Genomic DNA, 25544 nt, shown 5'->3' on the forward strand with positions numbered 1-25544 from the left:
AGGAGAATGCATTGTGGAGAATAGGAAGAAAAGATCAAAAAGCATTTTGTGGTATGTGCTTCCTGCAGTCTTAGTCCTTTTGGCAATAAGCATCTATCCTCTTATTCGCTCAATTACCTTGAGTCTCTATAATTACAATCTGCTTAAACCAGATAGAATAAATTTTACTGGCCTTGGAAATTACGTAAATGCTTTCACCGACTCGAATTTCTGGAATGCTCTTAAACGAACCGCGTATTTCACTGTATTTGGAGTGAGCATCGAACTAATATTGGGAATGCTAATTGCTTTGTTAATGAATCGAGATTTCAGAGGGAAAGGAATAGTTCGTTCATTAATGATAGTACCGATGATTCTGTCCCCAGTGGCAGTCGGACTTGTGTGGAGGATACTTTATGATTATGACGCAGGAATGGTTAACTATTTCCTTTCCTTCTTGGGAGTCTCAAAACATGCGTGGCTGGGTGATCAAACAACTGCCTTGCTTTCGCTGATCGCTACTGATATATGGCAGTGGACATCTTTTTGCTTCCTGGTATGTCTAGCTGGCTTGGAAAACATCCCACAAGAACCTTTCGAAGCGGCAAGAATTGATGGGGCAAGCCGTCTGCAGTCTTTCAGATACCTTACACTACCTTTCATGAAACCTGTTCTAACTGTCGTATTCACATTGAGAATCATTGACTCGGTGAAAATGTTCGATTTGGTTTTCATCATGACAAATGGCGGACCAGGAAGGAGCACAGAAACCATGAATTTCTTTATTTACCAGACGGCATTCAAGTTCTTTCACATAGGCAGAGCATCGAGCTATGCAGTAATACTTACTGTTCTAATGTCATTCACTGTGTCTCTTCTTATTAAGTCTCTTAAGAAAGGTGGGTCAGACATTGTATAGCAGCCGGGCAAAGTCACTTAAACAAACTGTATGGTGGGTGTTCTTCTATGCGTTGATTGTGATAATCCTCAGCTACTTTCTCTTTCCAGTGGTTTGGACAGTGCTTACCTCTCTAAAAACCGAGGCAGAGGCTTTTTCAATGCCCCCTAAATGGCTATTCAAACCCACTTTCGAGAATTACGTAAGTATATTTACAAAACAGCCGTTTATGAGATATATAATGAATAGCGTAATTGTCGGAGCTTCTAGCACTCTTCTTGCTCTCGTTCTAGGAACACCTGCGGCATATGCTTTTAGCAGAATGAAATCCAAAAGAGGGGAGGGTTTGTCTTTCTTCATTCTTAGCACAAGAATTGCGCCTCCTACCCTCATAATACTGCCATTTTTCTTGCTTTACAGGCAGCTGGGACTTTACGATAGCAAAGTGGGTCTGATGATAGTCTATCTGATTTTCAACCTACCCTTTGTGGTATGGATCATGAAACTCTTCTTCGATGAAATCCCTAAGGAACTAGATGAAGCCGCTATGGTAGATGGGTGTTCAAGATTTAGGGCATTTTTCTCCATCATACTACCGCTTACAAAATCTGGACTTGCTGCAACTTCCATTCTTTGCATGATTACTTCTTGGAATGAGTTCTTCTTTGCTGTAACTCTAACTGGGGATAGAGCAAAGACACTTCCAGTAGCAGTCACATCTTTCATTCAGTTTACTGGTACAAGGTGGGGAGAACTCTGCGCTGCAGCTACAGTGATCATGTTACCGCTTATACTATTCGGCTTTATTGTTCAGAAGAATCTGGTGGCTGGAATGACCTTTGGAGCAGTCAAATGAACGCTGCTCACTTTCAAGAAGATAGGGTTGTCGTTGCACTTGACATGGGTGGAACAAAGATAGTTGGTGCGTTGATAAACTCCAAGGGAAAAATACTGTTTTCAACCAGAAAACCTACAGAAGCAAGTTTTGGAAGAGACAGTGTGCTTCATACTATGACAAAAATGGTTGGTGAATTAATAGAAAGGGCTCGTTCGATTGACGTAGCAATAGACAAGCTGGGCGTATCCGTTGCAGGTCAAGTCGATCCAATAGAAGGAAAGGTTATCTACGCCACTGATACGTTACCAGGATGGATAGGTACATCCCTCAAGGAACATTTCTACGATTACTTCGGTATAGAAGTACAAGTCGAGAACGACGCATTCTGCGCTGCGTGGGGAGAGAAAAACTACGGAATTGCAAAAGAAGCAACTGATTTTGTAGTAATAACCTTGGGCACAGGAATTGGAGGAGCGTTTTTTTCCAATTCAAAGCTTTTTGTCGGATCAAATGGTCTGGCAGGCCTGATAGGGCATATGAGTCTATATCCAGACGGAAGGAAATGCAACTGCGGAGGAATAGGCTGCATTGAGAGGTACGCATCAGGAAGTGGAATAGTTCAAACTGCAAAAGAGCTAATTGAAGCTGGGAATCAGACGATCTTGACGAGGATGCATAGAGATTCGTCAGAGATCAACGCCAAGTCAATATTTGAAGCTTGCTTGAAAAATGACCGCGTCGCTAAAGAAACAATCAAAGTGATGACAAAGAGTCTAGGAACAGAAATTGGATCATTAATTACACTTCTGAACCCTCAGTTGGTCGTTATTGGAGGAGGACTAATGGCTTCGGCAAGATGTTTTCTTGAAGAGACTATTGATGTTGCTAGAAAACACAGTTCCCCGGCCGCTCTAAGAGGAGTAAAAATATCATCAAGCAAATTTCCTGATGACATGTGTTTAGTTGGAGCAGCTGCTTTGGTTCAGGTAGGTCCCATACCCAGAATAGGAGGATAGAAATGACGGATTTAACAGAAAAGTACTTGTGCAATGTGAAGAGGATAATTGATGAGGTTGTGCAGAGTGAAGTCGAGACCATTGACAAAGTGGGAAAGCTTGTTGGAGAAAGCATAATCAAGGGAAACATTGTTCATGTGTTCGGCTCTGGTCACTCTGATCTTATTGCTAGAGACGTTCATCAGAGAGCGGGTGGACTTGCGTGTATTAATAGAATATATGATCCTACAATAGGATTCGCTGAGAGAGTTCCCGGTTTTGGAGACGCTCTCGTTGGTCTCTATGATCTTCAGAAAGATGAAGTAATAATTGTAATTTCAAACTCAGGAAGGAATCCTTCTCCGATAGAAGTTGCCTTGTTCGCCAAAGATAAGGGGCTGAAGGTTGTAGCAATCACTTCTCTAAATCATTCTAGAAAAGTGTCTTCAAGACACCCTTCGGGAAAGAACCTTTATCAGGTAGCGGATTATGTAATAGACAACCACGGGGTAAAAGGAGATGCCACTGTCGAAATACCAGGAACAGGTGAGAAAATGGGTGCTACATCAACGATTGTTGGATCAATAATACTAAACATGATACTGATTTGCGCAGCTGAATACTGCGAATCAAAGGGGTTTCAGGTTCCGATAATTGTTAGTCAAAACCTTGATAACACAGATGAAAGAAATTTGGAGTTGTGGAAGACATACAAAAGTAGATTGGGAACAATAATGTGATTCAGAAAGGAGTAGCACTATGTCTGAAAAGAAAAGCATGATTTTGTCACTATATAGAAAGCTTATTGTGTCTTGCCAGGCTCTTGAGGGCGAACCTCTCTTTGGAACCGAAGCTATAATTCAGATAGCGAAAGCTGTTGCCGAAGGAGGAGCATCTGCGATTAGGGCAAATGGTTTTTCGGACATTATGGCAATAAAAGCGCTAGTCAATCTACCAATTATTGGTTTAAACAAAAGACATATTGAGGGTTATCCTGTCTTCATAACACCGACCTATGAAGACGCTTCAAGAGTCATTGAAGCCGGTGCAGAGATAGTTGCACTTGATTGCACTGACCGAAGAAGACCAGAATCCCTCAAAAGCATTTTTGATCGAATCAGATCAAACTATCCGCAAATTGCGATAATGGCTGATATTGCTTCTCTCGACGACGCAAGGCAAATCATTGATCTTGAACCAGACATATTGGCTACGACCCTTTCAGGATACACGGCAGACACGAATCATAGAGACAAACCCGACTTAGAATTGGTAGAATATTTAGTAAAAGAGTTCAATGTACCAGTTAATGCGGAAGGCAATTTTTGGACTCCAGATCAAGTTGTTAATGCTTTAAAAGCAGGTGCTCATACTGTGACCGTTGGAAGCGCAATTACAAGACCCCAAATAATCACTGAGAGATTTGTTAATAATATAATAAGAGAATTCAAATCATTTGGTTAAAAAATGTCTCCACATGAAAGGCGTATCCAGAATAATATCCATTTCCAGATATGGGAGTGATCAAACTGAACGATGGAATTAGTGTTCTATTCAAAATTGAAGAAATGAAAGAACACTTCACGAAAGCCGAGCGCAAGGTAGCTGATTATGTTCTTAGCAATTATAACAAAATCATCTTCATGTCTATTACTGAGCTATCAGACGCCTCCAATACAAGTGAGGGCACTCTGGTGAGATTCTGTCAGAAGATTGGCTTTTCCGGATTTCATCCATTCAAGATAGCTCTTGCCTTTTATGCAAGGCCCGAGGAGGCGAACGGAACAAATGATAATCTTTCAACCGACAAACTTGAGGCCATCAAGGAAGGTATCTCGTCAAACATCGTTCAAGTAATCAAAGAGTGCTCCAGAGCTTTCTCCACGGAAGCAATAAGAGAATCTGTTATGAGAATTTCAGGAGCTAGAGAGATTCTTGTGATCGGAGTAGGTGCCTCTGGAAACAGCTGTAGAGAGCTGCAGTATAGACTTATGAGACTTGGTCTTCGATCAATGTTTGCCGAAGATCCCCATATACAAGTAATGATTGCTTCTCAACTTAATAATAGAGATGTCGCAATAGCAATGTCTCAGAGTGGAAGCACTCTTGAAGTTGTTGATATTTCTAAGTTAGCAAAGAAAAGTGGCGCGAAACTTATAACTATTACTGGCTACGAACGTTCCCCACTTGGAGTAATTTCGGATATTCTTCTTCTTACCCCGACTAGAACTACTCCTTTCGAGAGCGGCACATTGCGTTCAAGAATTGCTCAGCATTTCGTAATAGAAGCATTGGTTGAATCGCTCTTGATAAGTCTCGGTGAAATAGGTAAGAGAAACATCGATAAAACCGCCGAGGCTGTTGCAAAGTGGATTTACTAGATAGGACGCGATTTGACAAAAGGAGTGATTTTGATGGTGTTCAAACAAGTACTAATTGTAGATCCCGTTGATGGAGAATATGTCGCAGATTTGCAGACTGAAGATGAAAGAATAACCAAAATTGAACGTGTGAGCGGAGATTTCACTTGTATTCTGATGCCCGGATTTGTGGATGTTCATACCCATGGTGCTTTTGGAGTGAACTCTATGACCATGGACTATGAGGATCTTCACAGGTGGGAAAAAGAGCTTCATAAAGAGGGAATAACGTATTTCCTCCCAACAACTGTCTCTGCTTATGCTGGCGAAATGAACAAAGTGCATGAAGTTGTCTCAAATTACATTGAGAAAAATCCTTTGACTTCTGTGTCAGGAATTCACCTAGAGGGGCCATATATAAATCCTGCAAAGAAGGGCTCACAAAACCCTTCTAGAATCAGACCAGCAACGACTAAGGAACTAAATAGTCTTTCACTGGAATACGCGTTGTTGATAACTATGGCACCGGAAATTGAAGGATTTGAAGAAGCTCTACCAACCCTAAAGAAGAATGGTGTTGTTGTTTCTTTGGGCCACACAGATGCAGAATTCGAGGATATGAATAGAGCTTTCGGTCTGGGGATTAATAGAATGACGCATTTCCCAAACGGCATGAACACTCTACACCATAGAGAGATTGGTTGCGTTGGTGCCGGTTTGCTTCTGGATATGATGTTGGAGATGATCTCAGACGGTATCCATTCTTCCCCTGACTTCGTGAAGCTAGTCTACAAACTGAAAGGCCCTTCGAAGATTATACTTATTACTGATTCGATTGACGCAACCGGCCTTGAAGATGGAAAGTATGATCTTGGCGGGCTTGAAGTCAGTGTTATAAATGGAAAAGCTACTTTGAAAGACGGTACTATTGCTGGGAGCACTCTAAAATTCAGTCAAGGTGTAAGGAATTTCCAAGAATGGACCAAGTGCTCTTTGAAAGAACTAGCTACTGTATCGTCATTTAACGCATTAAAGAATCTTGGAATAGACGATAGAGGAAGAATTTCTTCTGGATACCTTGCTGACTTTGTACTTCTCGACAAGAAACTTGACGTGAAAGAAACAGTTCTAAACGGGCATACTGTCTTCAAGAGAAGATGAAGACCTATTTACTACGATTCTAGAGTAACATCTTCTTGAAAGTGTGATATCTGTGATTCTAGATAGGTGATGATTTAGATCCTATGTTCTAATGACAGCAGGAAGGTTGCTTCCTCCTTCCTGCCGTTAGGGTGTGTGAGTGGAACAGTTGCATGTTCTGTGTTGCAAGTTGTTAGTTGAAAACATCGTTGTCCGTTTCTTTTCTCCCGGAAAAACCGATAATCGCTGAAGAGCCAGCTACCTAGGTATTGATTCTTGCTCTTCTTCCATCAGCATCGCCCTTTCCCAGTCGAAGTGAAGGACTGTTTCTCGGTTCACGAGCTTTCCTCTGTCTCTGGAAACGATTACCCGCAGCTCTTCTTTCGGAGCATTGTCGTCGTAGGAACGCTCGTGATGAAGCATGATTATCGTGTCAGCACAGGCGGTTATCTCTTCACCGTCATGGAAGTCCTTCTCTTGAGGAAGATTGCCTGGATTGTTCATTACCGTTCTCTTTAGCTGGCTTGCAATAACTATCGGCATTTGGAGAAACGTTGCCAACTCCTTGAACCACTTGAGTTCGCCTTCTCTCTCACGAATGAGCTGAAGGTAGTCGACAAAGCAGATATCGTATCTGAAAAAGCATTTCAGATCGTCGATCGCATATGCGACCTTGTCAATAGTCTCACCCCACTCCCTAAGGTCTAAGAAGAAGAGGGGTATGCTTCTTAACTTCTCTCTGTATCGGGAGCGCATTGCAAAATATTCGTCTTCTCCGTCCTTCAGTAAATCCTCCGAATAACGATGCCTTTGGAGAAGCCTTTCTTCTAGATTGTCCCTGCTTCTGTCTACGGTTGCATAGGCAGTTCTCATTCCTTTTCTCGTGAATTCATATGCCATGTTCAGCATCAGTGTAGTCTTTCCCTGAGAGGGCCTCGAACCTATGACGATAAGGTCCGTTTCTCTCATAGGTTGAAGAATATCGTTTAGTTTCTCTATCGGCCATCTGTATTCAGACATTTCATTCACCTCCATTAGATATAGTTGTCGGTCAACGGTTCGCCGTTCAAAGATCCGCTGGTCGCTTGCCAGGAGACGCTGATCGCTTGGAAGAGCAAGGCAACAAGAAGAACATGATCCCGTGCAGAGCCATCACGGGATGACAGAATGAGGCAAGTCAGGGATCCTTATATTTCTTACTTTTCGTCATTCTGACAAAGGTTCTGGTCAGAATCTGATTCTGATCTTGTTGCCGAACTGATACTTACTATTAAGCGATGAAGTACGAATGCTCTTCGCAGTGAATAGCCATCAGCGAAAAGCGGGTTTTCTTAACGAGACAGTTTCCCAGCTGGAACTTTCGTTCGAATTCGGCTATATCAACAAAGAAACTCTCGAGACTATCGAAGAGAGTGCCAAACTGATTAACCGTATGCTCTGGAAACTCTCTAAGTCTCTTCAAAAATCGGAGGATCGCTCTTCCAGCGTTCAGCGGCTCTTTGCTCTATCCAGCGTTTCCTAGCTAAGCGTGCTTTCTTTCCCTAACGCCCTTCATCATTCACCCGATCTCCTGGCATTTTGCTGTTCTTTCGCTCCTTTCCTGCTGTGGAAATACTTCATAGATTTCTTCGTCCATTCCATGATCTCTTCATTCACTTCGTAGATATCGTTCAGCTCCTCAGCATCTCCGATCTCTTCAGCGTAAGCCTCTGTTATCTTTCCTCTCAGGGTCGCTTCATAGCGCCGGACATCCAGAATGGCCGCAGCGCGAAACATCTTAATGCTCTCTTCGACCTTGTCTATCTTCTTCAGCGCTTTGGCGACGAGAAGGTAATTCTCCGCCTCGAAAGGATCGAGAAGCAGCGCTCTCTGAAGCCATGCAAGGGCGTCAAGCGGTCTGTTCAGTTCGAGGTAGAGCTCGCTCATCTCCCTTAAAGTGTTGCGGTCGTCGTTATCATATGAGAGAGCGAGCCTGTACATCATCTCGCTCTTGTTCGGAAGGTTAAGCTTCCTGTATACTCTTGCGAGATCCTTCACGCTTCTCATATCATCGGGCCATCTCCTGTAGCACTCCTCGAAGAGCCTTTTCGCTATATGGAGATCATCGAAATCTTCGGCTATCCTGCCGAGCACCAGGTATTCGCAGTCATACTTGAACTCGTCCAGCGGCTCTTCTTCGAGTTCCCAGTTCGGATCTTCTTTCAATCCTATTTCCGTAATCGTCTTTAGATAAAGCTCCTTCGCCTTTTCCGTTTCTTCTAGAAACTGGTGCCTTCTTATTTCATTCAGTCTCATAATCATCATCATGTTCTTCACCTCTCTTATCCTTTCTAGTCTCGAATATCACTTAGATCAGAGCCGAGCCTCAGTGCTCTCTTCTTCGAATTCATCATTTAATGAGTCTTCGTCCGTCAGATTATTTGAAGACGAGAGAGATTCTCTATGCCTATGGAGAATCTCTCCAAAGGAGATTCCTTCGTGGTGTCCATTCTTCCTTTCGGCTTCTAGCCTGTCGGCGTTCTTTCGTATTAACTCGACGGCTTCGATCAGATCCTCTGTCTTGGAGGAATCCCCAAGGTTGCCATATATCACCTTCGTCGTTACGTCGGCTACTTTAGGCATCTCCATGGAGAAGTTCAGCATAACTCCGGCGAGGAAGTTCTGCCTGCTTGCAGAAGGCCTCTCCATCTTTGAGAGGACCTTGCTCAACTGGAAGTATCCAGTCGGGTCTAGAGGATGATCCCTAGTGAGTTTGTCGTACCAGAAGTAGGCCTCGGTTAGCTTTTCTTCGTTGAATGCCATCTCTCCCAACCAGAGAGTCGCCCAGAAATGCTTCGGGTCAATTTTCAGAACCCATTTGTAATCTCCCGAGGCTTCTTGGAGTCTTCCCATAGATCTCTCTATGTCGGCCATGGAGCAAAAGCCACAGGTTTCATCCGGGTTTTTCTCGCAGAATTTTTTCAGCATCTCCAATGCCTTCTCCCTTTCTCCAAAAAAGGCCGTCAGTCTTGCCGCGTCATACAACGCATATCCCGAGAGCTTTTTCTCGCCTTTCATGAGTTCCAAATAGAAGGCTCTAGCCTCTTTTAACCTCATGTTTCCTATGTACTTGTTTGTGATCCTTATGAGGTCTTCTTCTCTTGACTTCTTTTTCGCGGAAGAGCCTTTATCGACAACGGGATGGAGCTCGGGCTCGTCCCTCAAACCGAGAAGAAAGTCGATTGAGACGTTTAACGCCTCCGCTATCCTTAGCAAGGTGTAGTATCCCGGGAATCTTTCTCCCCTCAGGTACGAAGTGAGAATCGAAGACCAGAGCTCGGCCTTCTGAGCTAGCTCGGCTTCAGTCATATTCTTGTCTATCATTCTTTCCTTCAATCTTCTTGCGAATTCTTCCATGTTTTCCTCCTTTGAAATCAGTTGCAAGTTCTGAGATCCAAGTTGCAAGTAGAAAAGCCCAACAAGACGGGTCTCGGGCTGGGGTTTCGCAAATACAAGGGGTTGAACCATCACGACCCCAGCGCTATTGAGGCTGTCATCCCGAACTTGTTTCGGGATCTGGTCTTGATCTTCTCGGCAGGGTACGGAGGACCGTTGACGGACATTGTGGTTTTGATCAGCGCTCAACAGCTCCTTCGGCAGCTCTTTCGCCAGGCAAGACACCACCGAAGAGTTTCGAGAGAAGCTCCTTGTTCACTTCCTCTTTCTTTCCGTTGAGTGCTTTGTCATCCTCCTTGAAATCGTATGATTCATATGCCCTTATGAACTGAGCCCTCACTACCCTTCTTGATTCCCCCGTCATGTCGCATAACTCCTGCCATCCTATTGTCCTTTTTGCGTTTTCGAGCCTTGGATCGTCGTAGAATTGCTCTTTGTAAATTCCGTATTTGTGCACGTCCTCAATGACTATCTGCCAGGCGTCTTCAGCGGTCAACGAATTCTTTGTCTCATCGAGAGCGGCCTTTCTTATCGCGGCAATCGTCGGGGCTCTATGGGTCGTCATTACCAATCTGTGTACAGCTGCCGAGAAGGCCGTATCGGAGATGTCGGAGAGCATCTTGTACCAGAGCTCTGCCGCCGGTCTGTCGAGAGTGAATCCGGGGAAGGCCATCATCAGCACTGCCAGTCCCTCAGCGAATGTGTTTCTGTCCATCTAATCCAACTCCCACGAAGTCCCTCAGGACATCGGCCATCCTGTCGCCCCTGTTGGAGTACTTCCCCTCGAGGACCTTCTCGAAATTAGAGGGCTTCATGAGCCAGTCGAAGTCTGCCCTCCATCTCGTGACTCTGCCCGAGAGGAACTCAGACTCCTCCACACTGTTGAAGTAGTCTTCCCAGAACTCTATAGAGGGATACTCCTTCCAGCGAGCGCGGACGTTTCTCTTTCTCGAACCCGACCATTTTGCCGATTCCTTCGGAGCAGGAAGGGAGGGACAGAGATCGATGAAAGCCTGGCGGATCTTCTCGTAAGGTACGCAGAAGTCGGCCGATCTCCTCTCCGGCGGAGATTCATCCGAAGTGGAAGATGGAGAATCGACTTCAATTTGGACTTCGAGAGAAGAGAAAACTCTGCTTTCATCACCCGACTCATCTTTCGCATAAAATGTCGTCTGTTCTTCTCGACCCATTTCTTCTTCTGATTCCTCTTCAACACCAGAAAAAGTCGACAATTCACCGGAAACTGGACTCTCTCCCGTCAGTCTCACTGACGAATTACCGTTAGGTAATTGTGTACTTTTTTCTTTTGTTTTCTTTGGTTTTGTTTTGTTTATATTATTGGGATCAGTCGAGAACGTATCGGGAACGCATCGGGGACGCGTGGGGCTCTCACCGAGATCATCCGTGCTTACGTCGACAGTATTCATTTCCTCTTCATCTGAGGCTTTAGGAATATGATCCTCGGCACGCGTCGGGGTTTCCGTCGGGGACGCATCCGGTACGTGTCGGGTATCCATCGGGAACGCGAAAATCCTGTATTTTCCTGGGTTGAATCTGTCGCCCGATTCATAGGATATGAGTCCTGCCTTGCACAGTCTTCTTCTCGCTCTTGCGAGCTGACCCTTTGTGCATCCATATACGCTCTGAACTATCCCGTTCGGAAGGACAAAGCTCTCGGGCCATCTCGCGTTGTTCGCGTAGTCGAGAATAAAGAAGTACAGAGACGTCTCGAGAGAGTTGAACTTGTGTATCTTATTTGCTATCCAGAAGTTATTTATTAGTTCTATGTAATTCACGGTAAAACCTCCAGTCAAAGATCGGACAGATGTGAGAGGTATGAGGCTAGAGGTTTGAAAGGCAGGATCTAATTGCTCTTCTTACCTCTTCCCTCTGGCCTCTTACATCTTTTTTAGGCCTTTCTAAACCTTCTCACCGGCTTCAGCTTTTCTTTCTTCTCATATGCATCTTCGGGAAGATAATCGACCAGTTCGGAGAGGTTTCTGAATGTGATGAATTTGAATGGGTCTGGGAGACCTACGATGGTATCCAGAGCCGCCTCTCTATCCAGAAGCCTTATCTGAGTCGGAGCCTCATCACTGGCGTATTCGTAGCCCTGGAGCTCTACCTTTCCTATCCCTTCTCTGTCTATGAATTCATCTGCGAGCTTTTTCATCTTCTTCGCCCCTTCCTGAAAGGCGACTGTCTTCTGAAGGGTGTTCTTCAATGAATCACTGTCGGTTATCGTGAGATCCTCTCCTAGCTTCTCCATTAAGGGACACAAGGAATGATAAAGGCAGTAAGAGCAGTGATCTCCAGCTTCCGGTTTGAAGTCGCTCTGAAGGATCTGGCTTATCCAGGCGTATAGATTGATCCCTGCCTCTTCTAGGTTTTCCTTTGTCACCTCTTTAGAAATCGAGGCTCCCGCAGAGAGAGATACCCATTCTATCCTTCCTATCTCATAACCCTGTCTCGAGAGAGCCCAGGCGTAAAGAAACAGCCTCTCCCAGTCGGGATCACCGAATCCTGCCTTGAAGTGGCAGAGAACGAGAGACGGGTTGACCGTCCCCGGTCCTCCGTCCTCCGAAAGACCACGAAAAGCCGATTCAAAGCTTTTTACGGCTTTTTCGGCGAACGGTGAACGAACATCGGAAGACGCTGCCTTATCATCACATTCTCCATTTGAATTGGATTTTGATCTTACGAATCCGCTACCACCTGCCCCCGACCCCGGCGCAGTGTAAAGACACTGCGCTCTTCCCCTAAACACCACTTCCGGTTCGTCGAAGGGAATTGGGTTCGAGAACCTGTCAAGAGCGAAGGGAATATTTAGAGCTACGACATCTTTGCTCTTGAGGAATTGAACTCCGAACTCTATCTGGTCGAGATCCCTCTTCAGGTTCTCTCCAAAGAGAAGTGGAGTAGGAGAATTACCTAGATAGGAATTGAACAAGGCCCTCAAGATAAGGCCGTTGTGTTTTCTTCCCTCTCCCTGCGCTTCGGGCAGTCCCTCGAAATAACGTAGATAGAACCTGTGAGGACATTCGATGAAGGACTTGAGTCTTGAATACGATAGTGGGAACGGGTGACGGTTCTCGGTAAGCCGTTCTCCGCTTTGTGATTTCTCAAGAGCTAGTTTCTCCGAGAATGCAGAGCCGGTTGTTCCGGGCCTGCACTCTTTTGAAACTGCTTTCCCTTCCAAAGTAATATCACTTTTACAGAAAGAGTAAGCGGGATTACCAACCAACTTTCTGGAAGTGATAATATTTAGATGTTCCACGTTTGCTTTTTGTGTTGAGAGCGGATCTCTGGCAGGAGATCCGTTCTCGTTTTTTACTGCCGGATTCATGGCGAATCACCTTCCTTTCTTGAATTCAGTTCCAAGCTCCAAGTTGTTAGGTGCAAGGGAAACCAGTCGCTTGCAGCTTGGATCTTTCAACTTGCAACCGGTCTTCTCGGAGAACGGTGGACCGTTGACCGATGACCTTTTTCATCCGTCATTTTGCGCCTCCTTTGTTGTTAGTTCTCTTATAGCTCCCTCATATACGCCTATGTCATATCCGAGACTGTAGAGATACATGAGATCCTTGTAGCCGGGAAATCTGGAAGTCCTTGTGAAGCAGGGAAAGATCCTCTCCACCGGAACGCCCAGAAAACGGGCCAGAGTATCGGCGTTTCTGAAACCTGGAATAATCCTTCCTAGCTCGACCTCGGAGATATACTTCTGGTCCTTGCCTATCACCTCTCCAAGCTCCCTCTGGCTAAGTTCTCTCATGATTCTCTCATCGCGCAGGTTGCCCATAAATCACCTCCTCTCTCCATGGTCTGAGTTCATCCAGAACCGAGTTTTCTGAATGCAGCGGCTTTGAAGCCCTGGACATACTCCAAATCATCACATCATATTCTTGTGAACAAAACCGGGCTGTTTGAACGCTGTGTAGCTTTAACTAAACTTGCGCAGATTGCTTCCCGTTCAATCGAGAATTATCATGCCTTTATTAAGGCGACAGACCTGAAGATGAGTTCTTGAAGAAAGAAACCCTTAAACAAAGAGAACAAAAGATATAAGCAGTTTTTCCGAAAACTTCCATATTTTGAAAAACCTCCATCGGCTCCGTTAGTCAATCAAAACAGGGTGTATATATTCTATATCATTCCCATAAACGCTGTCAAGAACTGTTCGTGAGCTATTCGGCATTGAGAGACCCGGAGCGATATTTTCAAATGCTGTCATTTATTCGCGATTATTGCCGACAAAAGCCAATTATTTCATTCATTCGATGTGTTTGAATTTCTATCTTTTCAAATCGCCTTTTTTCTTTCGTTTTTTCATAATGCTCACACATTAATGCGATAGCTTTCAATCGGAATAAAAGAGCCGTTGCTTCTTTATTTTGATTATACATACCCGGTATTCCAGAGCCAAACTCAGGTGTTTTTCACCTGAGCTTGGTGTTTTTTGATCCGGTGGTATATATTCATTTCACGTGGCCACGAAGAAAAACGGAGCGTTCGCCGACAAAGGTCATCCGTTCACCGATTAAGATCAAGAATGCAATGCCACTGCACTTTTTAGCTCTTTCGGAGGACGGAGGACGGCCATCGGGGGACGTTCACAAGAAAAGGAGGAATTTTCATGGGATTAGGATCAACTGTGATGGTAGTTGGTACCGAGAAGTCACTCTCGATCACCTGGGATACCGGTGTCATTGAGGACGACAAACCAGTCCTCTCCAGACAGACTCTCAGCGTCGATTCGGCAATGACTGCACAGGAGGCATACGATGCAGCCTATAACATCGCAAGCCTCACCAATTACATCATCGCCGACATTAGACTGATCGAAACCCAGACCCTCGGACCGATTGACTGACAACCGTGGTAGCGGATGGCAGGTAGCAGGTCCGTAAGAGCAGATAGTCCGGGGTAGCGGTTAAAGAGTGAGGTTCGGGTTGAAATGGTTTACCTGCCCGCAACCCCCGACCCGCCGCCCCGCACAATTTGAAAGGAGGAACTCAAATGAGAAACCTGAGCGTTAGATGGTACGATTCAACCGCGAAGAAGTCCAAGGGTTTCTACATAAAGGAGCCCAAGGAGACTCTGACTCAGGCTGAGGTCGAGGCTGTCATGGGAAACCTCATAACTCTGAAGGTAATCCCTTCAAGCTATGCGGTAGACTACGCAGCGGTAATCGACACTCAGAAGAATGAGTTGTTTAATCTGATCTGAGCCACGTGGTAGCGGATGGCAGGTAGCAGGTTGGAAAGAACAGGATCGGGGAGAAATCCCCGTCCTGTTTACTTAACGGTCTTCTTCAAAGAGAAGATAAGTCCATTCAAGAGCTTGTGGACTCTGTTCGACAGGGATTCGAAATGTTTGAGATCACCTTCAGACAGGTAACCAAGTTTCACGCTTATCTCCATCTGAGTGGAAAGTTCCATGAGGGAACCGCGGGAAACGTAAAGAAACTTGATCAACTCTTTAGTGTGTTCTCTGCCATATCCCTCTGCAATGTTTGATGGTACTGAAACAGCAGCCCTCTGCATCTGTGAAACAAGACCGAATCTCTCGTGTTCTGGGAGCTTTCTAGTCAACGTATAGACTTCAACCACAAGTTCCATAGAACACTTCCACAAATCGAGTTCTCTGAATCTGCCGAACAAGTTCATACCTCCTTGAATAAAAGATCAGAAAACATTGTATCAGATTTCCTGTGTTTAGCCAACCAGGATCTTCTAATCAAAATGAGATCTGACCAACCCGCAACCCCTTACCCCCTACCACGATCGTACAAAGGAGTGATAATATGTCGTGGATAAAAGAGTTACTATCCCTAATCACAGTATTCGCAAGTTACGTAGAGAGCCCCGGCAATGGACCGGAGAAGAAAGAGAAAGTGAAGCAGATGATAAAGGATGCACTTCCAGATGAACAATGGAAGATCGATCCCGAATTCTTCGACTTCATCCTGGATGTCCTGATAGACCTCGTCGTCATGTTCCTGAACAGGGGACTGTGGAAGACAGCGGTGAAGGTGTTGGTGAAGTGAGAAGTTACATTACGAGAAAAGGTTGACAACTGAAGAGTCGTTTTTGAGATTAAATTCACGGATCTGCTCTTCACTTCGAACAGATATTTGATATGATCTGCTTGAGTCATTGTTAGCATCCACTCCTTATCTCCCTCTAATTGTTTGGTCACAACTAAAGGGTATTCTTTCCCCGGATCGCTGGCAATGACTCTTATGTATTTTTATTTGTCCATTCTATGTATTTCTGCCAGAAACAGCTCATGGCAGACTTGTTCTAATTGAACGAAAAACTACGTTACTGGAACGTGAACAATGGAGTTCCGAAAGGTAAGATTCGCCCAACTAAACTAATTACTAACTCCCCGAAACAGTTTATAGCTTGGAATCTATCCTCGATGCATTAATTTCTACTAGCTCTGGATGCTTTTTTAGTAGATCAATGATTTCACGCCAGTTCATTTCATGAGCATTATAGCCCTCAATTAGTACTTTACACATTTCGAAATCTTCAGGGTAGTCAATACTCAGCCTGAAATTTGACAAATTTTCGTCTAAAGGAACCTCAAGTAGTCTGAAATATTCTGAATGTTCCAATATATACGGAGTCACGTGTTCTCGTTGATGTTCTTTATTTGCTTGCTCCCAAGCATGCTTTAAGGCTTTAAACGTGAAAACTTCCGCATCCAAGCCATATGGCCAGGTTCTCTTAGTGACTCTATTAGAAACATAATCAGATTTGGATTTTTTCAATTCCAAGACAAGTTGGTCTACTATTTCAGGATCACAAAAAGGATTATCGGAAGTTAGCCTTACAATAATATTTGCACCAAACTCTTTTGCACAGTTGTAGTATCTGTCAAGCACATCTTTCTCGCTACCTCGAAAAACGGGAAATCCATTAGTTTTGCACCAATCGAAAACAGTATTATCCCGACTGTCAACAGTGGTAGCAATAATAGTATCATTCACCAACTTTGCTTTAGAAGCTCGATTAGCCGAATACCATAATAGCTCTTTTTTGCCTATTCTTTTCATAATCTTGCCTGGTAGTCTACTTGATCCCATTCTTGCCTGAATTATAGTTGCCACTTTGTTTACCATGCAGTCCATCCCCCATCTACCACAATATTTGCTCCATTAATGAATGATGAAGCATCAGAAGCAAGAAGAGCTATAACGCCTTTCAATTCATAAGGAACTCCTATTCTGCCCAACGGTGTTTTTAGTTTTAAGCGGTTGATGAATTCCTTATCTTCCTGGACTGATTCTGAAGGAAATGGACCGGGACTTACTGAGTTACATCTAACACCATATTTTCCATAAACACAGGCTACATATTTTGTAAGCTGAATTATTGCTGCTTTCCCTGCACCGTAATTTGGTGGATTGTAGAAAGAATTATCTTCATAGATTGAAACGTCGGGAGATACAACGCCGTACATCGATGCAATATTAATTATTGAACCTTTATTTTTTTCAATCATTACCCGAAGAAATGCCTTTATCATTCTAAAGACACTACTTACACTTCCTTCAATTCCTATTTGCCATTCGTCTTGGGTCATAGAGAGAACATCTCTTCCTGCGCCGAAATAGGCATTATTTACAAGAATATCAATTGATCCGAAAAGCTTAATTACTTCGGTCCTAAATTGGTTAACGGACTCTGTATTTCCTATATCGAGTTCTAAGGCGAAAGACTTTCCTTTGAACTCCTCATTTAGCCTATCTACAAGCTTTTCACATTTTTTTTTGCTTCTCCCACAGACTATCACGTTTGCTCCTAATTCAGCCAATACTTCTGCCATCGACTTACCCAAATGACCAGCACCACCCGTCACGATTGCTGTTTTTCCTTTCAAATCCAACATCTTCTGTAGTGTCAAACTGCTCACCCTCTTATTTATTCGCAGACCAAAATCTTGGATCGAATACTCTCTGGGGAATTCCAACAAATTTCTCAGAAATTATCTCAACAATTGTCTTTTCCAGCCTGTATTCAACACATTCTTTGCTGTCTATGAGTTGCTCCTCAGATTCTACTCCAAGAACAAGACTATCAATTTCGTCTATAGAAGCAACAAATCCTGTAGCCAGTCTAACAACAGAAATCTCTGTCTCACGAGATATGTTATTCAATTTTTCTACCCACTCCAAAGCTGCGGGTATCTTCTCTAAAATCTGCTTCCGATTCAAGAATATCAGTCCTTGATTAAAAATACTTCTGGCAAATATTTTAACATCTCTTCTCTTTAATCTTTCTAGCAATCCATTTTTGAGAAAGGACTGGTTAAAGATTCCCAGAGGTATCTGAACAGCGTCTATCTGTTTATCTTTCATTATCTCTTCAGCTTCTTCAGGCTCGTAAAGAGAAACTCCAAACATCTCGATTATTCTTCTTTCTTTTAACACGATCGAAGCTCTTTGAATTTGTTTTTTGTATTTTCTGTAGTCACTAAAATCGTGGACAAGATAATTTGCAATTGGAATCCCCAACCTTCTTGAGGATTCTTCCGCCCTGCTAATGACAAACTCTGATACTTGTTCATCAATGATGTCTTGTTTCGAGATAGATGGGAGCTTGCTTGTAATAAAAGCATTTTGGTATAGCTTCTTACTTTTTATGAATTCACCTATGAGTTCTTCACTGTCTCCATACGCATACGCTGTATCGAAAGAATTTATGCCTAAGTCAAAAGCTTTTGACAAGATCTTCAGTGCTTGTGTCTTACTTGGCTTCCCCTTATCATTAGCAATTCCGTAATTCAAACCTAATTGTGCAGTTCCCAAGGTTATTCTTGAGATTTCCATTTCGTCACCTCATCAACTATCACTTTAGCAGTTCTCAGTGCACCTTTTCCATCAAATTTTGAGAAGTGCTCCGCTAGGTCCTTCTTTTTCGCTTCTTTGATATCTGTTTCCCGTTGGATTACTTCAGGAAGCATTTCAAAATCAATATTCTCATGCCATCCAAGATTCGTTATGCCAAAGCCCTCAAGCTTTTTGGATATCATTCTCTGGTTATCTGCGATAGTAAAGATTACGGGCAAACGCTTCATTGTAAGTATCTCATAAATGGTCGATCCGGAGGCAGAAAGAACAATCGAGGAGTGAGCAATGTAGTCCTTCAAGCTAGAAGGTGTATATATTAGTTCGCAGTCTGCAATTTTTGCAGATAAAATCTCCAATTTCCGGATCTGGATTTCCGAAAAACCAGGGCCTACTATAACTCTCTTTTTCAGAGGCAATTTCTCTAAGGCCTCCAGGAATTTTGGAATCAGATCGAAGAAATCCGCTCCACCAGTGGTTATAAGTAGACTCTTCTCGATCTCATCGGAGCTTTCAGGATTCCAGTACTCACTTTTCATCACAAGATATTCCGGGCCTAGCAAGAATCTTGTCCTTTCCTTCTTGGAAAGATAGTTCAAATCTCTGGCATGAATATTGCCGTTGATGAGAATATCTGCGGAAATCTCCCCATAAATGTCGTTGTTGTCATCAAACTGAACGAGAAAATGCTCTTTTGCCAATCCTTCAATATAACTTGAATCAGCAAGATACGAATCAACAACCACAACGTCGGGATCAATAGTTCTTATTCTCTCTATATCTTTGTAGTTGAAGCTTTCTGAGCACATAAAAGCAAATCCATATTCGGAGATCTTATTTTCAGCTTCTGCATTCGCAAGAAAGACACTGTCAATACCGTACGATTCTAGCGCTTCTGCAAGAGAGAGACATCTGAATAGGTGACCGAACCCGATGCCTTTTCCAGCGTTAGTTGAAAAAGCAATTTTCATGTTTCCCTGTTTATCCAATGTTCTTTAAAAACACTCATTCTAACTACATCTTTGAAAGCCCCTTTCTTAAAAATCTCATCTCTAAAAACACCCTCGACAAGAAACCCTAGTTTTTTATACAAGGAGATTGCTTTGTTGTTATCCGAAAATACATGCAGATAAATTTTTCGAATAGGTAAATTACTGAAACAATAATCTAGAAGTAATTTGCTCGATGAAAATGCAATACCTTTGCCTGTGAATTCAGTATGCAGAACAATGCCAAACTCTGCTTTAGAATTGCGATAGTCAATATTTGTAAGATAAATTCTTCCAACCCTTTGGTTGGTCTCAATTATCAGATCAATGGCATTTTTTTCCATCTCATTTAGCCATCTTCTATGAAGAAAATCATAGATTGGGGGATCAGAAAAAAACTGATCTGCAGTATCCAGATTGTTTCTGATCGATAAAATAAACTCTGTATCATCTTCACTTATTGGACGCAAGAGAATTCCTTCACCCTTAATCAAGACCAACCACCTTCCTCACTAACATGAAAGGTTCAACATATTCCTTTCCAACTCTCATACCCCAGTATCTAGAAAAGACTCTAACAGATTCTAAAGATCTTGAATGTGGACTAGTCTTCATCTCCGAATGATACTTTGAGAGAGCATCAGCCTTCATATCGATTGTTCCTTGGACATCAACAAACACATTAGGGACAAAGGGCCTCAAAACATACCCATCAATCCAGTCGGTAGATGATGGAACGAAAAAACTATATATATCTGGATTTTCAAAACCTGGCTGGGGACGACAAGCAGTCATAACAGCCTGGAATGTTATTCTATGATCAATGTTTAAATCATCTCCAAAATGAGTAAATATAATGTTTGGAGAAAAATCTGAGATCTCTGCCTCTACTGTTTTTATAATTTTTAATAGCGGAACGGTGTCCATGGAATTATCCGGAAAATCGTAGAAGTGCACATGATCAATTCCCAAGAATTCATTAGCACTAATCGCATCGTTTCTTAATGACTTCAAGACAGAAGAGTCGACTCCTCTAGAAATCATCCCTTGACCCAGAATAACACTTCTTGCAACTACGCGGTTCTTAACTAGTGCAGCCACAGTAGCTCCACATCCCAGAATTTCATCATCAGGATGGGCAGCGACTATCAAAATCCTTTTCTTCATGTTTTTCTTTCCTTTTTAGTGATCAATACATCAGCACGAACACCATCACTATAAAACGCAGCCCTACTAAATTCTAGAATAACGTTATCAAGCTCGATAAAAGCTTTTGGATAACCTTTAGCGTCAAGCATTCGGATTTTGTGAAATATCTGCTCAAGGCTAAGACTTTCATCAATTAAGCTATCAGCAGGCTTCAAGCGCCTAAAAAACGTCGCAGGTCCAGATTGTTTTTCAAGAACGGTAGTTTCTTCAATGATCCTCGGAATCATTCTCCTGAAAATCGTATTAGAGATTCTAATGAATATCTCCTCAGCAGTACTTCCGTAAAGTGATACCGGCTCTTTGAGATATACTGGGCCAGCGTCGATCTCTTCTACGACTTTCAAAGCAGATATCTTTGTCTCAAAAATGCCTCGGGAAATCAGATTTTGAATTGGGCTTCCACCTCTTCCAAAAGGTAAATCTGTAGAGTGAAACACAACACATTCGTATTCTTCATAGATTTCTCTAGGAATTTTCCAAGACCAGTGAGGGAAAAAAGTAAATAAAGGCTCGTACTCAGCAAAAACCTGTGGTTTGAATTCGTCTTTTGTGGTTATTATATGTATGTTGAATTTTCCACAGTACTTCTTCTTTAATAACTGGGCGTTCTCTATATTCCATGGTTTAACTGTTGCAACAATTATGTTCCTCGATTCACTCACGCCCTATCATCTCCCAGTTAAGAGGTGTTCCCACTTGAAGATCTATAGAAGCCCGTTTTCCTGTTATTTGAGGCAGGTATTTGGGATGCAAGCCATATCCAGGTCTTATGGATTTCACATTTTCTTCTGTGAATATGTCTCCCTTTTTCATGTCTTTCACTACGAAGAGCGATCTTGCCATAAGACGACTTCTCTGCTGTTTCTTGCTTAGTTCATATGTCGTTTTCCCTATTGCCTTTTCGGCTTCTCTAACAGCACTCACCATTGCTTTGAATTCATCTGGCTCGAGAGAAAATGGTGCATCTGGTCCGCCCAGATTTCTATCAAGAGTTAGGTGTTTTTCGATAATCTTTGCTCCAAGCGCAACTGAAAGAACGGCGGTTGTGATCGTACTTGTGTGATCGGATAAGCCAGGGACGACATCAAAAGTCTCTCTAATGTTTTCGATTGTCTTCAAGTTAGTCTCTTCTATCGGAGTTGGATAAGCACTAACGCACTTCAAAATCGCAATATCATTGCTCTCGTGCTTCCTTATTGTTGACAAGGCCAACTCAATGTCCGCTAGCGTGGCCATTCCGATTGAAACTATTATGGGTTTTCTCTTCGAGGCAATATAGTCTATGAGAGGGATATCCGTTATCTCGTACGAAGCCACCTTATGAACAGGGACATCAAGCTCTTCAAGGAAGTCGACTGAAGTCCTGTCAAATGGAGTAGAGAAGAAGATTAGCCCTTCCTCTTCAGCTATTTTCTTGAGTTTTGGCTGCCATTCCCACGGAGTGTATGCTTCCTTGTACAGCTGATACAGATTCTTTCCTTCCCAAATTGTATCATCTAGTCTGAAATATTTGTTGTTGCAATCTATCGTCATAGTGTCTGGAGTGTATGTCTGAAGTTTAATAGCATCAGCGCCTGCATCTTTCGCTTTCTTTATGATCTTAACTGCATAATCGTACTTTTGGAGATGGTTGCACGACATCTCGGCCACAATAAAAAGCGGATGATTGTCCCCTACGAAACGATCCCCTATCTTGAACTCCACGAAGATCACCTCACTTTCCCAGACTCTTTATGGACTCTATTACGTAGTTCACTTCTTCGTCAGTCATTCTTGGAAACATAGGTATAGAAAGCTCATGTTCATAGTAATACTCAGCATTTGGATAATCGCCTTTCTTGAAGCCAAAGTTATCTCTGTAGTACGGCTGCAAGTGGACGGGGATGTAGTGTACCTGAGTAAATATTCCCCTTTCTCTCAGTTTCATATAGGCTTCTTTTCGATCTATCTGGGTCAGCAAAATCGGGTAAAGATGATATGCGTGCCGCGCGGTTTGAAGGATTGGTTTTGGAGGAATCACAAGCCCTTCGATATCTGTGAACGCTTCGTCATACATAGAAGCTATTTCATTCCTTCTATCTAGGAAACCCTCTATCTTCTTTAACTGCGAAAGTCCTAGAGCGCACTGGAAATCCGTGAGCCTATAGTTGAAACCAAGTTCCTGCATTTCGTAATACCATGGTCCATCATTTTTTTGAAGAAGTGCTGGATCTTTCGTTATTCCATGAGTAACAAAGATCTTCATTCTCTTGTAGTATTCCTCATTGTCAGTTGTTATAGCTCCGCCCTCTCCAGTAGTGATATGCTTCACTGGATGAAAGCTGAACATAGACATGTCCGCTTCTGTTCCAACCATCTTGCCATTCCTTTTAGCTCCGAGAGCATGAGCCGAGTCTTCAACAACGACTAAGTTATGCCTTCGAGCAATCTCCATAACACTTTCAATATCCACCGGATAACCGGCAAGATCGACCGGGGCAATCACTTTAGTGTTCTCAGTAATCGCTTCCTCGATTCTTGAAGTATCGATGCAGTAAGTATTCAGATCAATATCCACAAATCTCGGTCTGGCTCCCAAATAGATCGCAGAATTTGAAGTAGCCACGAAGGTTACTGGAGAGGTAATTATCTCATCTCTAGGTTCGATTCCGGCTGCAAACATTGCGCCGTGTAGTGCGGAAGTTCCCGAACTGAACGTAACAACATACTTAGCACCAACATAATTCGCAATAGCTTTTTCGAATTCTTCGATGTCTGGTCCCTGAGTCAGCCAATCACTGCCAAGTACTTCTGCCACGGCCGATATATCTTCTTCATCTATCCATTGTCTGCCGTAAGGGATATTGTTCACGATTCGCCCCCTATAGTTCTGGATTGCTTTCTATCCATTTTTTCGTCTTCTCAACGCCTTTCTCAAGTGAAAATTTTGGCTCCCAGCCAAGTATTTCCTTAGCTCTACTGAAGTTGCACTTGAGTTTCATGATTTCTGCTTGCGGGTGAATATGTGGAACGTGCTTAATTAGTTTAGAAGTTCCTGCAATCATAAGAGCGAGATTATTAATTGCAACATCGTTTCCCGTTCCCGCATTTATTATTTGGCCAAGAGCAAGGTCGTTGTTTCCTGCCCTTATTATAAAATCTACGCAATCTTCCACGTATAACAAATCTCTTGTCTGTGTTCCGTCCCCATATATTCTCAAAGGTTCATTCTTGAGAGCTTGCTTTACAAATATCGCCACTACTCCTCCCTCGCCATTCGTTTTCTGGAAAGGACCATACGTGTTGAATGGTCTGATAACAGTAGTTGGCAACCCGTAGGCATGAAAATATGAAAGTGTGAGCGCTTCGCCGCTAAGCTTGGCCGCTGCGTATGGTGATGCGGGTTTGGTGGGGTGCTCTTCAGTTATTCCTGATTTGTCATAACTGCGATCATAGACCATGCACGTTGACATGAACACAACTCTCGTCTTCTGCTTTCTGCAATGTTCAAGAATATTGAAAGTTCCGAGAATGTCTCTTTCGATTGTCTGAGAGGGGTTATCTATAGAATTCTGTACATTGATCTCTGCAGCCAAATGATACACGATATCGTATTTCTCTTGAAAAAGTTTTTCGAGAGTTCGCTCATTCCTTACATCCCCTTCTGAAAAATGAAATGAGTCTTCCTCGAAAAACTCCTCGATATTCTCTTTTCTTCCATTTGAGAAATCGTCGATGGCATATACAGGATTTCCTTCATCCAGCAATCTCTTTATCAGCCATCGTCCTATGAAACCTGCCCCACCAGTTACGAGAGCCTTCATTACTTCACCCCTTCTCTATCCAGTATATCCCATATCATTTCTTTTACATTAACATAATTGAGGATAGGTTCGTTTTCCGACGAGAACATACCTATTTTGGCCGGTCTTGCCTTTTCTTCATAGTGGTTAACATAATCCTCTCTTTCTCCAAAAAAAGGCAGTACCGCAAACATATCTTCAAGCTCTAATGCTCTCATACTCTCTTCTTCCGTCATTAACTCCTCATACATCTTCTCGCCAGGTCTCTTTCCAATTATCCTCATTGAGTCGTAATCAAAGTACTCCATAACGCTTTTTGCAACATCTCCCATCCTGACAACGGGCATTTTTAGCACGAATATCTCTCCGCCAAGTGATTCAGTAGCAGCTTTCAGTATTAGCTCAACCGCTCTTTCTTTGCTCATAACAAAGCGTGTCATATCTGGTTCTGTAAGAGTCAATGGGGACTTCTTCTTTGCCTGTGCGACAAATAATGGAAGTACGCTACCACGACTCATTAAGATATTGCCGAATCTGACGGACACGAATTTAGTCTTAGAGCTTCCCCTTGAGAATTGGGCTGCACTCATTAACCTTTCGGCAAGGAGTTTAGTAGCACCCATTGTGTTCGTTGGAGAGGCAGCTTTGTCTGTACTTGTATATACAACAGTTTCTACACCAGTCTTCAGAGCAGCTTCGATCACATTCTGCACACCCAAAACATTCGTCTTGACAGCTTCAAAGGGATTGTATTCACAAGCTGGAACGTGTTTCATCGCGGCTACATTGAAAACGACATCTATTCCTTCCATAGCTCTCATTACTCTCTCTTTATCGCGCACATCACCAATTAGAAAACGAACATTTGCGGTACTGGGTATCTCGTTTCCATTGTCGGCACTCTTGATTATTCCTAGCTCGTTCTCCATCATGAACTGTTTATGTTCGTCCCTGGAGAAAAGGCGAATGACTCGTGGGTTTTGCATCAGTAGACTGTAAAACAAGGTCTTTCCAACAGTCCCGGTTCCACCGATAATCAAAATATGTTTCCCAGAAAACAAC

The 25544-nt window shown here is 43.1% G+C and carries 30 protein-coding genes; 11 read left to right on the forward strand and 19 right to left on the reverse strand.

Going from position 1 to position 25544, the window contains the following annotated elements:
* Positions 1 to 13 precede the first annotated feature (13 nt).
* The 7 genes from V513_RS02355 to nagA are packed head-to-tail and all read left to right on the forward strand — an operon-like array spanning position 14 to position 6231.
* Positions 14 to 898 (forward strand): carbohydrate ABC transporter permease, encoded by an 885-nt coding sequence (locus tag V513_RS02355; protein ID WP_099771537.1) that lies wholly within the window; start codon positions 14 to 16, stop codon positions 896 to 898.
* On the forward strand, positions 891 to 1733 hold the full coding sequence (locus V513_RS02360; protein ID WP_099771538.1) for a carbohydrate ABC transporter permease: 843 nt from the start codon (positions 891 to 893) through the stop codon (positions 1731 to 1733). The genes V513_RS02355 and V513_RS02360 overlap by 8 nt, the downstream gene beginning before the upstream one ends.
* Positions 1730 to 2731 carry an ROK family protein gene (locus V513_RS02365; RefSeq protein ID WP_099771539.1) on the forward strand — a complete coding sequence of 334 codons (1002 nt, stop codon included), beginning with the start codon at positions 1730 to 1732 and terminating at the stop codon, positions 2729 to 2731. Before V513_RS02360 ends, V513_RS02365 begins: the two co-directional genes overlap by 4 nt.
* 2 nt (positions 2732 to 2733) lie before the next feature.
* Entirely contained in the window at positions 2734 to 3450 is a 717-nt protein-coding gene (locus tag V513_RS02370) for a sugar isomerase domain-containing protein (protein WP_099771540.1), read from the forward strand.
* A 19-nt stretch (positions 3451 to 3469) separates the two neighbouring features.
* Positions 3470 to 4174: an N-acetylmannosamine-6-phosphate 2-epimerase gene (locus tag V513_RS02375; RefSeq protein ID WP_257211895.1), complete on the forward strand. Its 705-nt coding sequence runs from the start codon at positions 3470 to 3472 to the stop codon at positions 4172 to 4174.
* A gap of 56 nt (positions 4175 to 4230) precedes the next feature.
* A complete protein-coding gene (locus V513_RS02380) occupies positions 4231 to 5091 on the forward strand; it encodes a MurR/RpiR family transcriptional regulator (RefSeq protein ID WP_180274803.1) in 861 nt (286 codons plus the stop codon).
* Positions 5092 to 5124: 33 nt separating this feature from the next.
* The gene (nagA, locus tag V513_RS02385) at positions 5125 to 6231 is read left to right on the forward strand and encodes an N-acetylglucosamine-6-phosphate deacetylase (RefSeq protein WP_099771542.1); all 1107 of its coding nucleotides are present in this window, start codon (positions 5125 to 5127) and stop codon (positions 6229 to 6231) included.
* 237 nt (positions 6232 to 6468) lie between these two features.
* On the opposite strand, the gene V513_RS02390 is transcribed toward nagA, so the two are convergent.
* On the reverse strand, positions 6469 to 7230 hold the full coding sequence (locus V513_RS02390) for a DnaB-like helicase C-terminal domain-containing protein (protein WP_180274804.1): 762 nt from the start codon (positions 7228 to 7230) through the stop codon (positions 6469 to 6471).
* Between the two features lie 268 nt (positions 7231 to 7498).
* Here V513_RS02390 and V513_RS02395 point away from each other — a divergent pair, with 268 nt between their 5' ends.
* Positions 7499 to 7732 carry a four helix bundle protein gene (locus V513_RS02395; RefSeq protein ID WP_257211896.1) on the forward strand — a complete coding sequence of 78 codons (234 nt, stop codon included), beginning with the start codon at positions 7499 to 7501 and terminating at the stop codon, positions 7730 to 7732.
* Between the two features lie 32 nt (positions 7733 to 7764).
* Here V513_RS02395 and V513_RS02400 read toward each other — a convergent pair whose 3' ends face one another.
* The 6 genes from V513_RS02400 to V513_RS02425 form a co-directional block, all read right to left on the reverse strand.
* Positions 7765 to 8517, reverse strand: a complete 753-nt coding sequence (locus V513_RS02400) for a hypothetical protein (RefSeq protein WP_099771544.1) — start codon at positions 8515 to 8517, stop codon at positions 7765 to 7767.
* 45 nt (positions 8518 to 8562) lie between these two features.
* On the reverse strand, positions 8563 to 9606 hold the full coding sequence (locus V513_RS02405; RefSeq protein ID WP_180274805.1) for a helix-turn-helix domain-containing protein: 1044 nt from the start codon (positions 9604 to 9606) through the stop codon (positions 8563 to 8565).
* Between the two features lie 217 nt (positions 9607 to 9823).
* On the reverse strand, positions 9824 to 10360 hold the full coding sequence (locus tag V513_RS02410; RefSeq protein ID WP_099771546.1) for a hypothetical protein: 537 nt from the start codon (positions 10358 to 10360) through the stop codon (positions 9824 to 9826).
* Complete coding sequence (locus V513_RS02415) at positions 10338 to 11441, reverse strand: hypothetical protein (RefSeq protein WP_099771547.1); 1104 nt, start codon at positions 11439 to 11441, stop codon at positions 10338 to 10340. The genes V513_RS02410 and V513_RS02415 overlap by 23 nt, the downstream gene beginning before the upstream one ends.
* A gap of 113 nt (positions 11442 to 11554) precedes the next feature.
* Positions 11555 to 12991: a PD-(D/E)XK nuclease family protein gene (locus V513_RS02420; protein ID WP_099771548.1), complete on the reverse strand. Its 1437-nt coding sequence runs from the start codon at positions 12989 to 12991 to the stop codon at positions 11555 to 11557.
* A 141-nt stretch (positions 12992 to 13132) separates the two neighbouring features.
* Positions 13133 to 13444 carry a helix-turn-helix transcriptional regulator gene (locus tag V513_RS02425; RefSeq protein WP_099771549.1) on the reverse strand — a complete coding sequence of 104 codons (312 nt, stop codon included), beginning with the start codon at positions 13442 to 13444 and terminating at the stop codon, positions 13133 to 13135.
* Positions 13445 to 14278: 834 nt separating this feature from the next.
* On the opposite strand from V513_RS02425, the gene V513_RS02430 reads away from it, so the two are divergent.
* On the forward strand, positions 14279 to 14515 hold the full coding sequence (locus tag V513_RS02430) for a DUF1659 domain-containing protein (protein WP_099771550.1): 237 nt from the start codon (positions 14279 to 14281) through the stop codon (positions 14513 to 14515).
* A 146-nt stretch (positions 14516 to 14661) separates the two neighbouring features.
* Entirely contained in the window at positions 14662 to 14871 is a 210-nt protein-coding gene (locus tag V513_RS02435; protein WP_099771551.1) for a DUF2922 family protein, read from the forward strand.
* A gap of 68 nt (positions 14872 to 14939) precedes the next feature.
* Here the strand turns inward: V513_RS02435 and V513_RS02440 are convergent, their stop codons facing one another.
* The gene (locus V513_RS02440) at positions 14940 to 15305 is read right to left on the reverse strand and encodes a four helix bundle protein (protein WP_099771552.1); all 366 of its coding nucleotides are present in this window, start codon (positions 15303 to 15305) and stop codon (positions 14940 to 14942) included.
* 143 nt (positions 15306 to 15448) lie between these two features.
* Between V513_RS02440 and V513_RS02445 the strand changes: the two genes are divergently transcribed.
* On the forward strand, positions 15449 to 15691 hold the full coding sequence (locus V513_RS02445; protein ID WP_099771553.1) for a hypothetical protein: 243 nt from the start codon (positions 15449 to 15451) through the stop codon (positions 15689 to 15691).
* Between the two features lie 354 nt (positions 15692 to 16045).
* Here V513_RS02445 and V513_RS02450 read toward each other — a convergent pair whose 3' ends face one another.
* The 11 genes from V513_RS02450 to V513_RS02500 are packed head-to-tail and all read right to left on the reverse strand — an operon-like array spanning position 16046 to position 25543.
* A complete protein-coding gene (locus V513_RS02450; RefSeq protein WP_180274807.1) occupies positions 16046 to 16774 on the reverse strand; it encodes a cytidylyltransferase domain-containing protein in 729 nt (242 codons plus the stop codon).
* Positions 16768 to 17559, reverse strand: coding sequence for an SDR family NAD(P)-dependent oxidoreductase (locus tag V513_RS02455; RefSeq protein WP_218962682.1), 792 nt, complete (start codon positions 17557 to 17559; stop codon positions 16768 to 16770). Before V513_RS02455 ends, V513_RS02450 begins: the two co-directional genes overlap by 7 nt.
* Before the next feature lie 13 nt (positions 17560 to 17572).
* Positions 17573 to 18484: an aldo/keto reductase gene (locus V513_RS02460; RefSeq protein ID WP_099771555.1), complete on the reverse strand. Its 912-nt coding sequence runs from the start codon at positions 18482 to 18484 to the stop codon at positions 17573 to 17575.
* Positions 18466 to 19473, reverse strand: coding sequence for a PseG/SpsG family protein (locus V513_RS02465; protein WP_099771556.1), 1008 nt, complete (start codon positions 19471 to 19473; stop codon positions 18466 to 18468). The genes V513_RS02460 and V513_RS02465 overlap by 19 nt, the downstream gene beginning before the upstream one ends.
* Positions 19470 to 19985, reverse strand: coding sequence for a GNAT family N-acetyltransferase (locus tag V513_RS02470; RefSeq protein WP_180274808.1), 516 nt, complete (start codon positions 19983 to 19985; stop codon positions 19470 to 19472). Before V513_RS02470 ends, V513_RS02465 begins: the two co-directional genes overlap by 4 nt.
* Positions 19978 to 20658 (reverse strand): PIG-L deacetylase family protein, encoded by a 681-nt coding sequence (locus tag V513_RS02475; RefSeq protein ID WP_099771558.1) that lies wholly within the window; start codon positions 20656 to 20658, stop codon positions 19978 to 19980. Before V513_RS02475 ends, V513_RS02470 begins: the two co-directional genes overlap by 8 nt.
* Entirely contained in the window at positions 20655 to 21362 is a 708-nt protein-coding gene (locus tag V513_RS02480; protein ID WP_099771559.1) for a methionyl-tRNA formyltransferase, read from the reverse strand. Before V513_RS02480 ends, V513_RS02475 begins: the two co-directional genes overlap by 4 nt.
* Positions 21355 to 22413, reverse strand: a complete 1059-nt coding sequence (gene pseI / locus V513_RS02485; protein WP_099771560.1) for a pseudaminic acid synthase — start codon at positions 22411 to 22413, stop codon at positions 21355 to 21357. The genes V513_RS02480 and pseI overlap by 8 nt, the downstream gene beginning before the upstream one ends.
* Before the next feature lies 1 nt (position 22414).
* A complete protein-coding gene (gene pseC / locus V513_RS02490) occupies positions 22415 to 23551 on the reverse strand; it encodes a UDP-4-amino-4,6-dideoxy-N-acetyl-beta-L-altrosamine transaminase (RefSeq protein ID WP_099771561.1) in 1137 nt (378 codons plus the stop codon).
* Positions 23552 to 23561: 10 nt separating this feature from the next.
* Complete coding sequence (locus V513_RS02495; RefSeq protein ID WP_099771562.1) at positions 23562 to 24503, reverse strand: dTDP-glucose 4,6-dehydratase; 942 nt, start codon at positions 24501 to 24503, stop codon at positions 23562 to 23564.
* On the reverse strand, positions 24503 to 25543 hold the full coding sequence (locus V513_RS02500) for a polysaccharide biosynthesis protein (RefSeq protein WP_099771563.1): 1041 nt from the start codon (positions 25541 to 25543) through the stop codon (positions 24503 to 24505). Before V513_RS02500 ends, V513_RS02495 begins: the two co-directional genes overlap by 1 nt.
* Position 25544 lies beyond the last annotated feature (1 nt).

Origin of the sequence: Mesotoga sp. H07.pep.5.3 (genome assembly GCF_002752615.1) — a bacterium.
Classification (GTDB): Bacteria; Thermotogota; Thermotogae; order Petrotogales; family Kosmotogaceae; genus Mesotoga; species Mesotoga prima.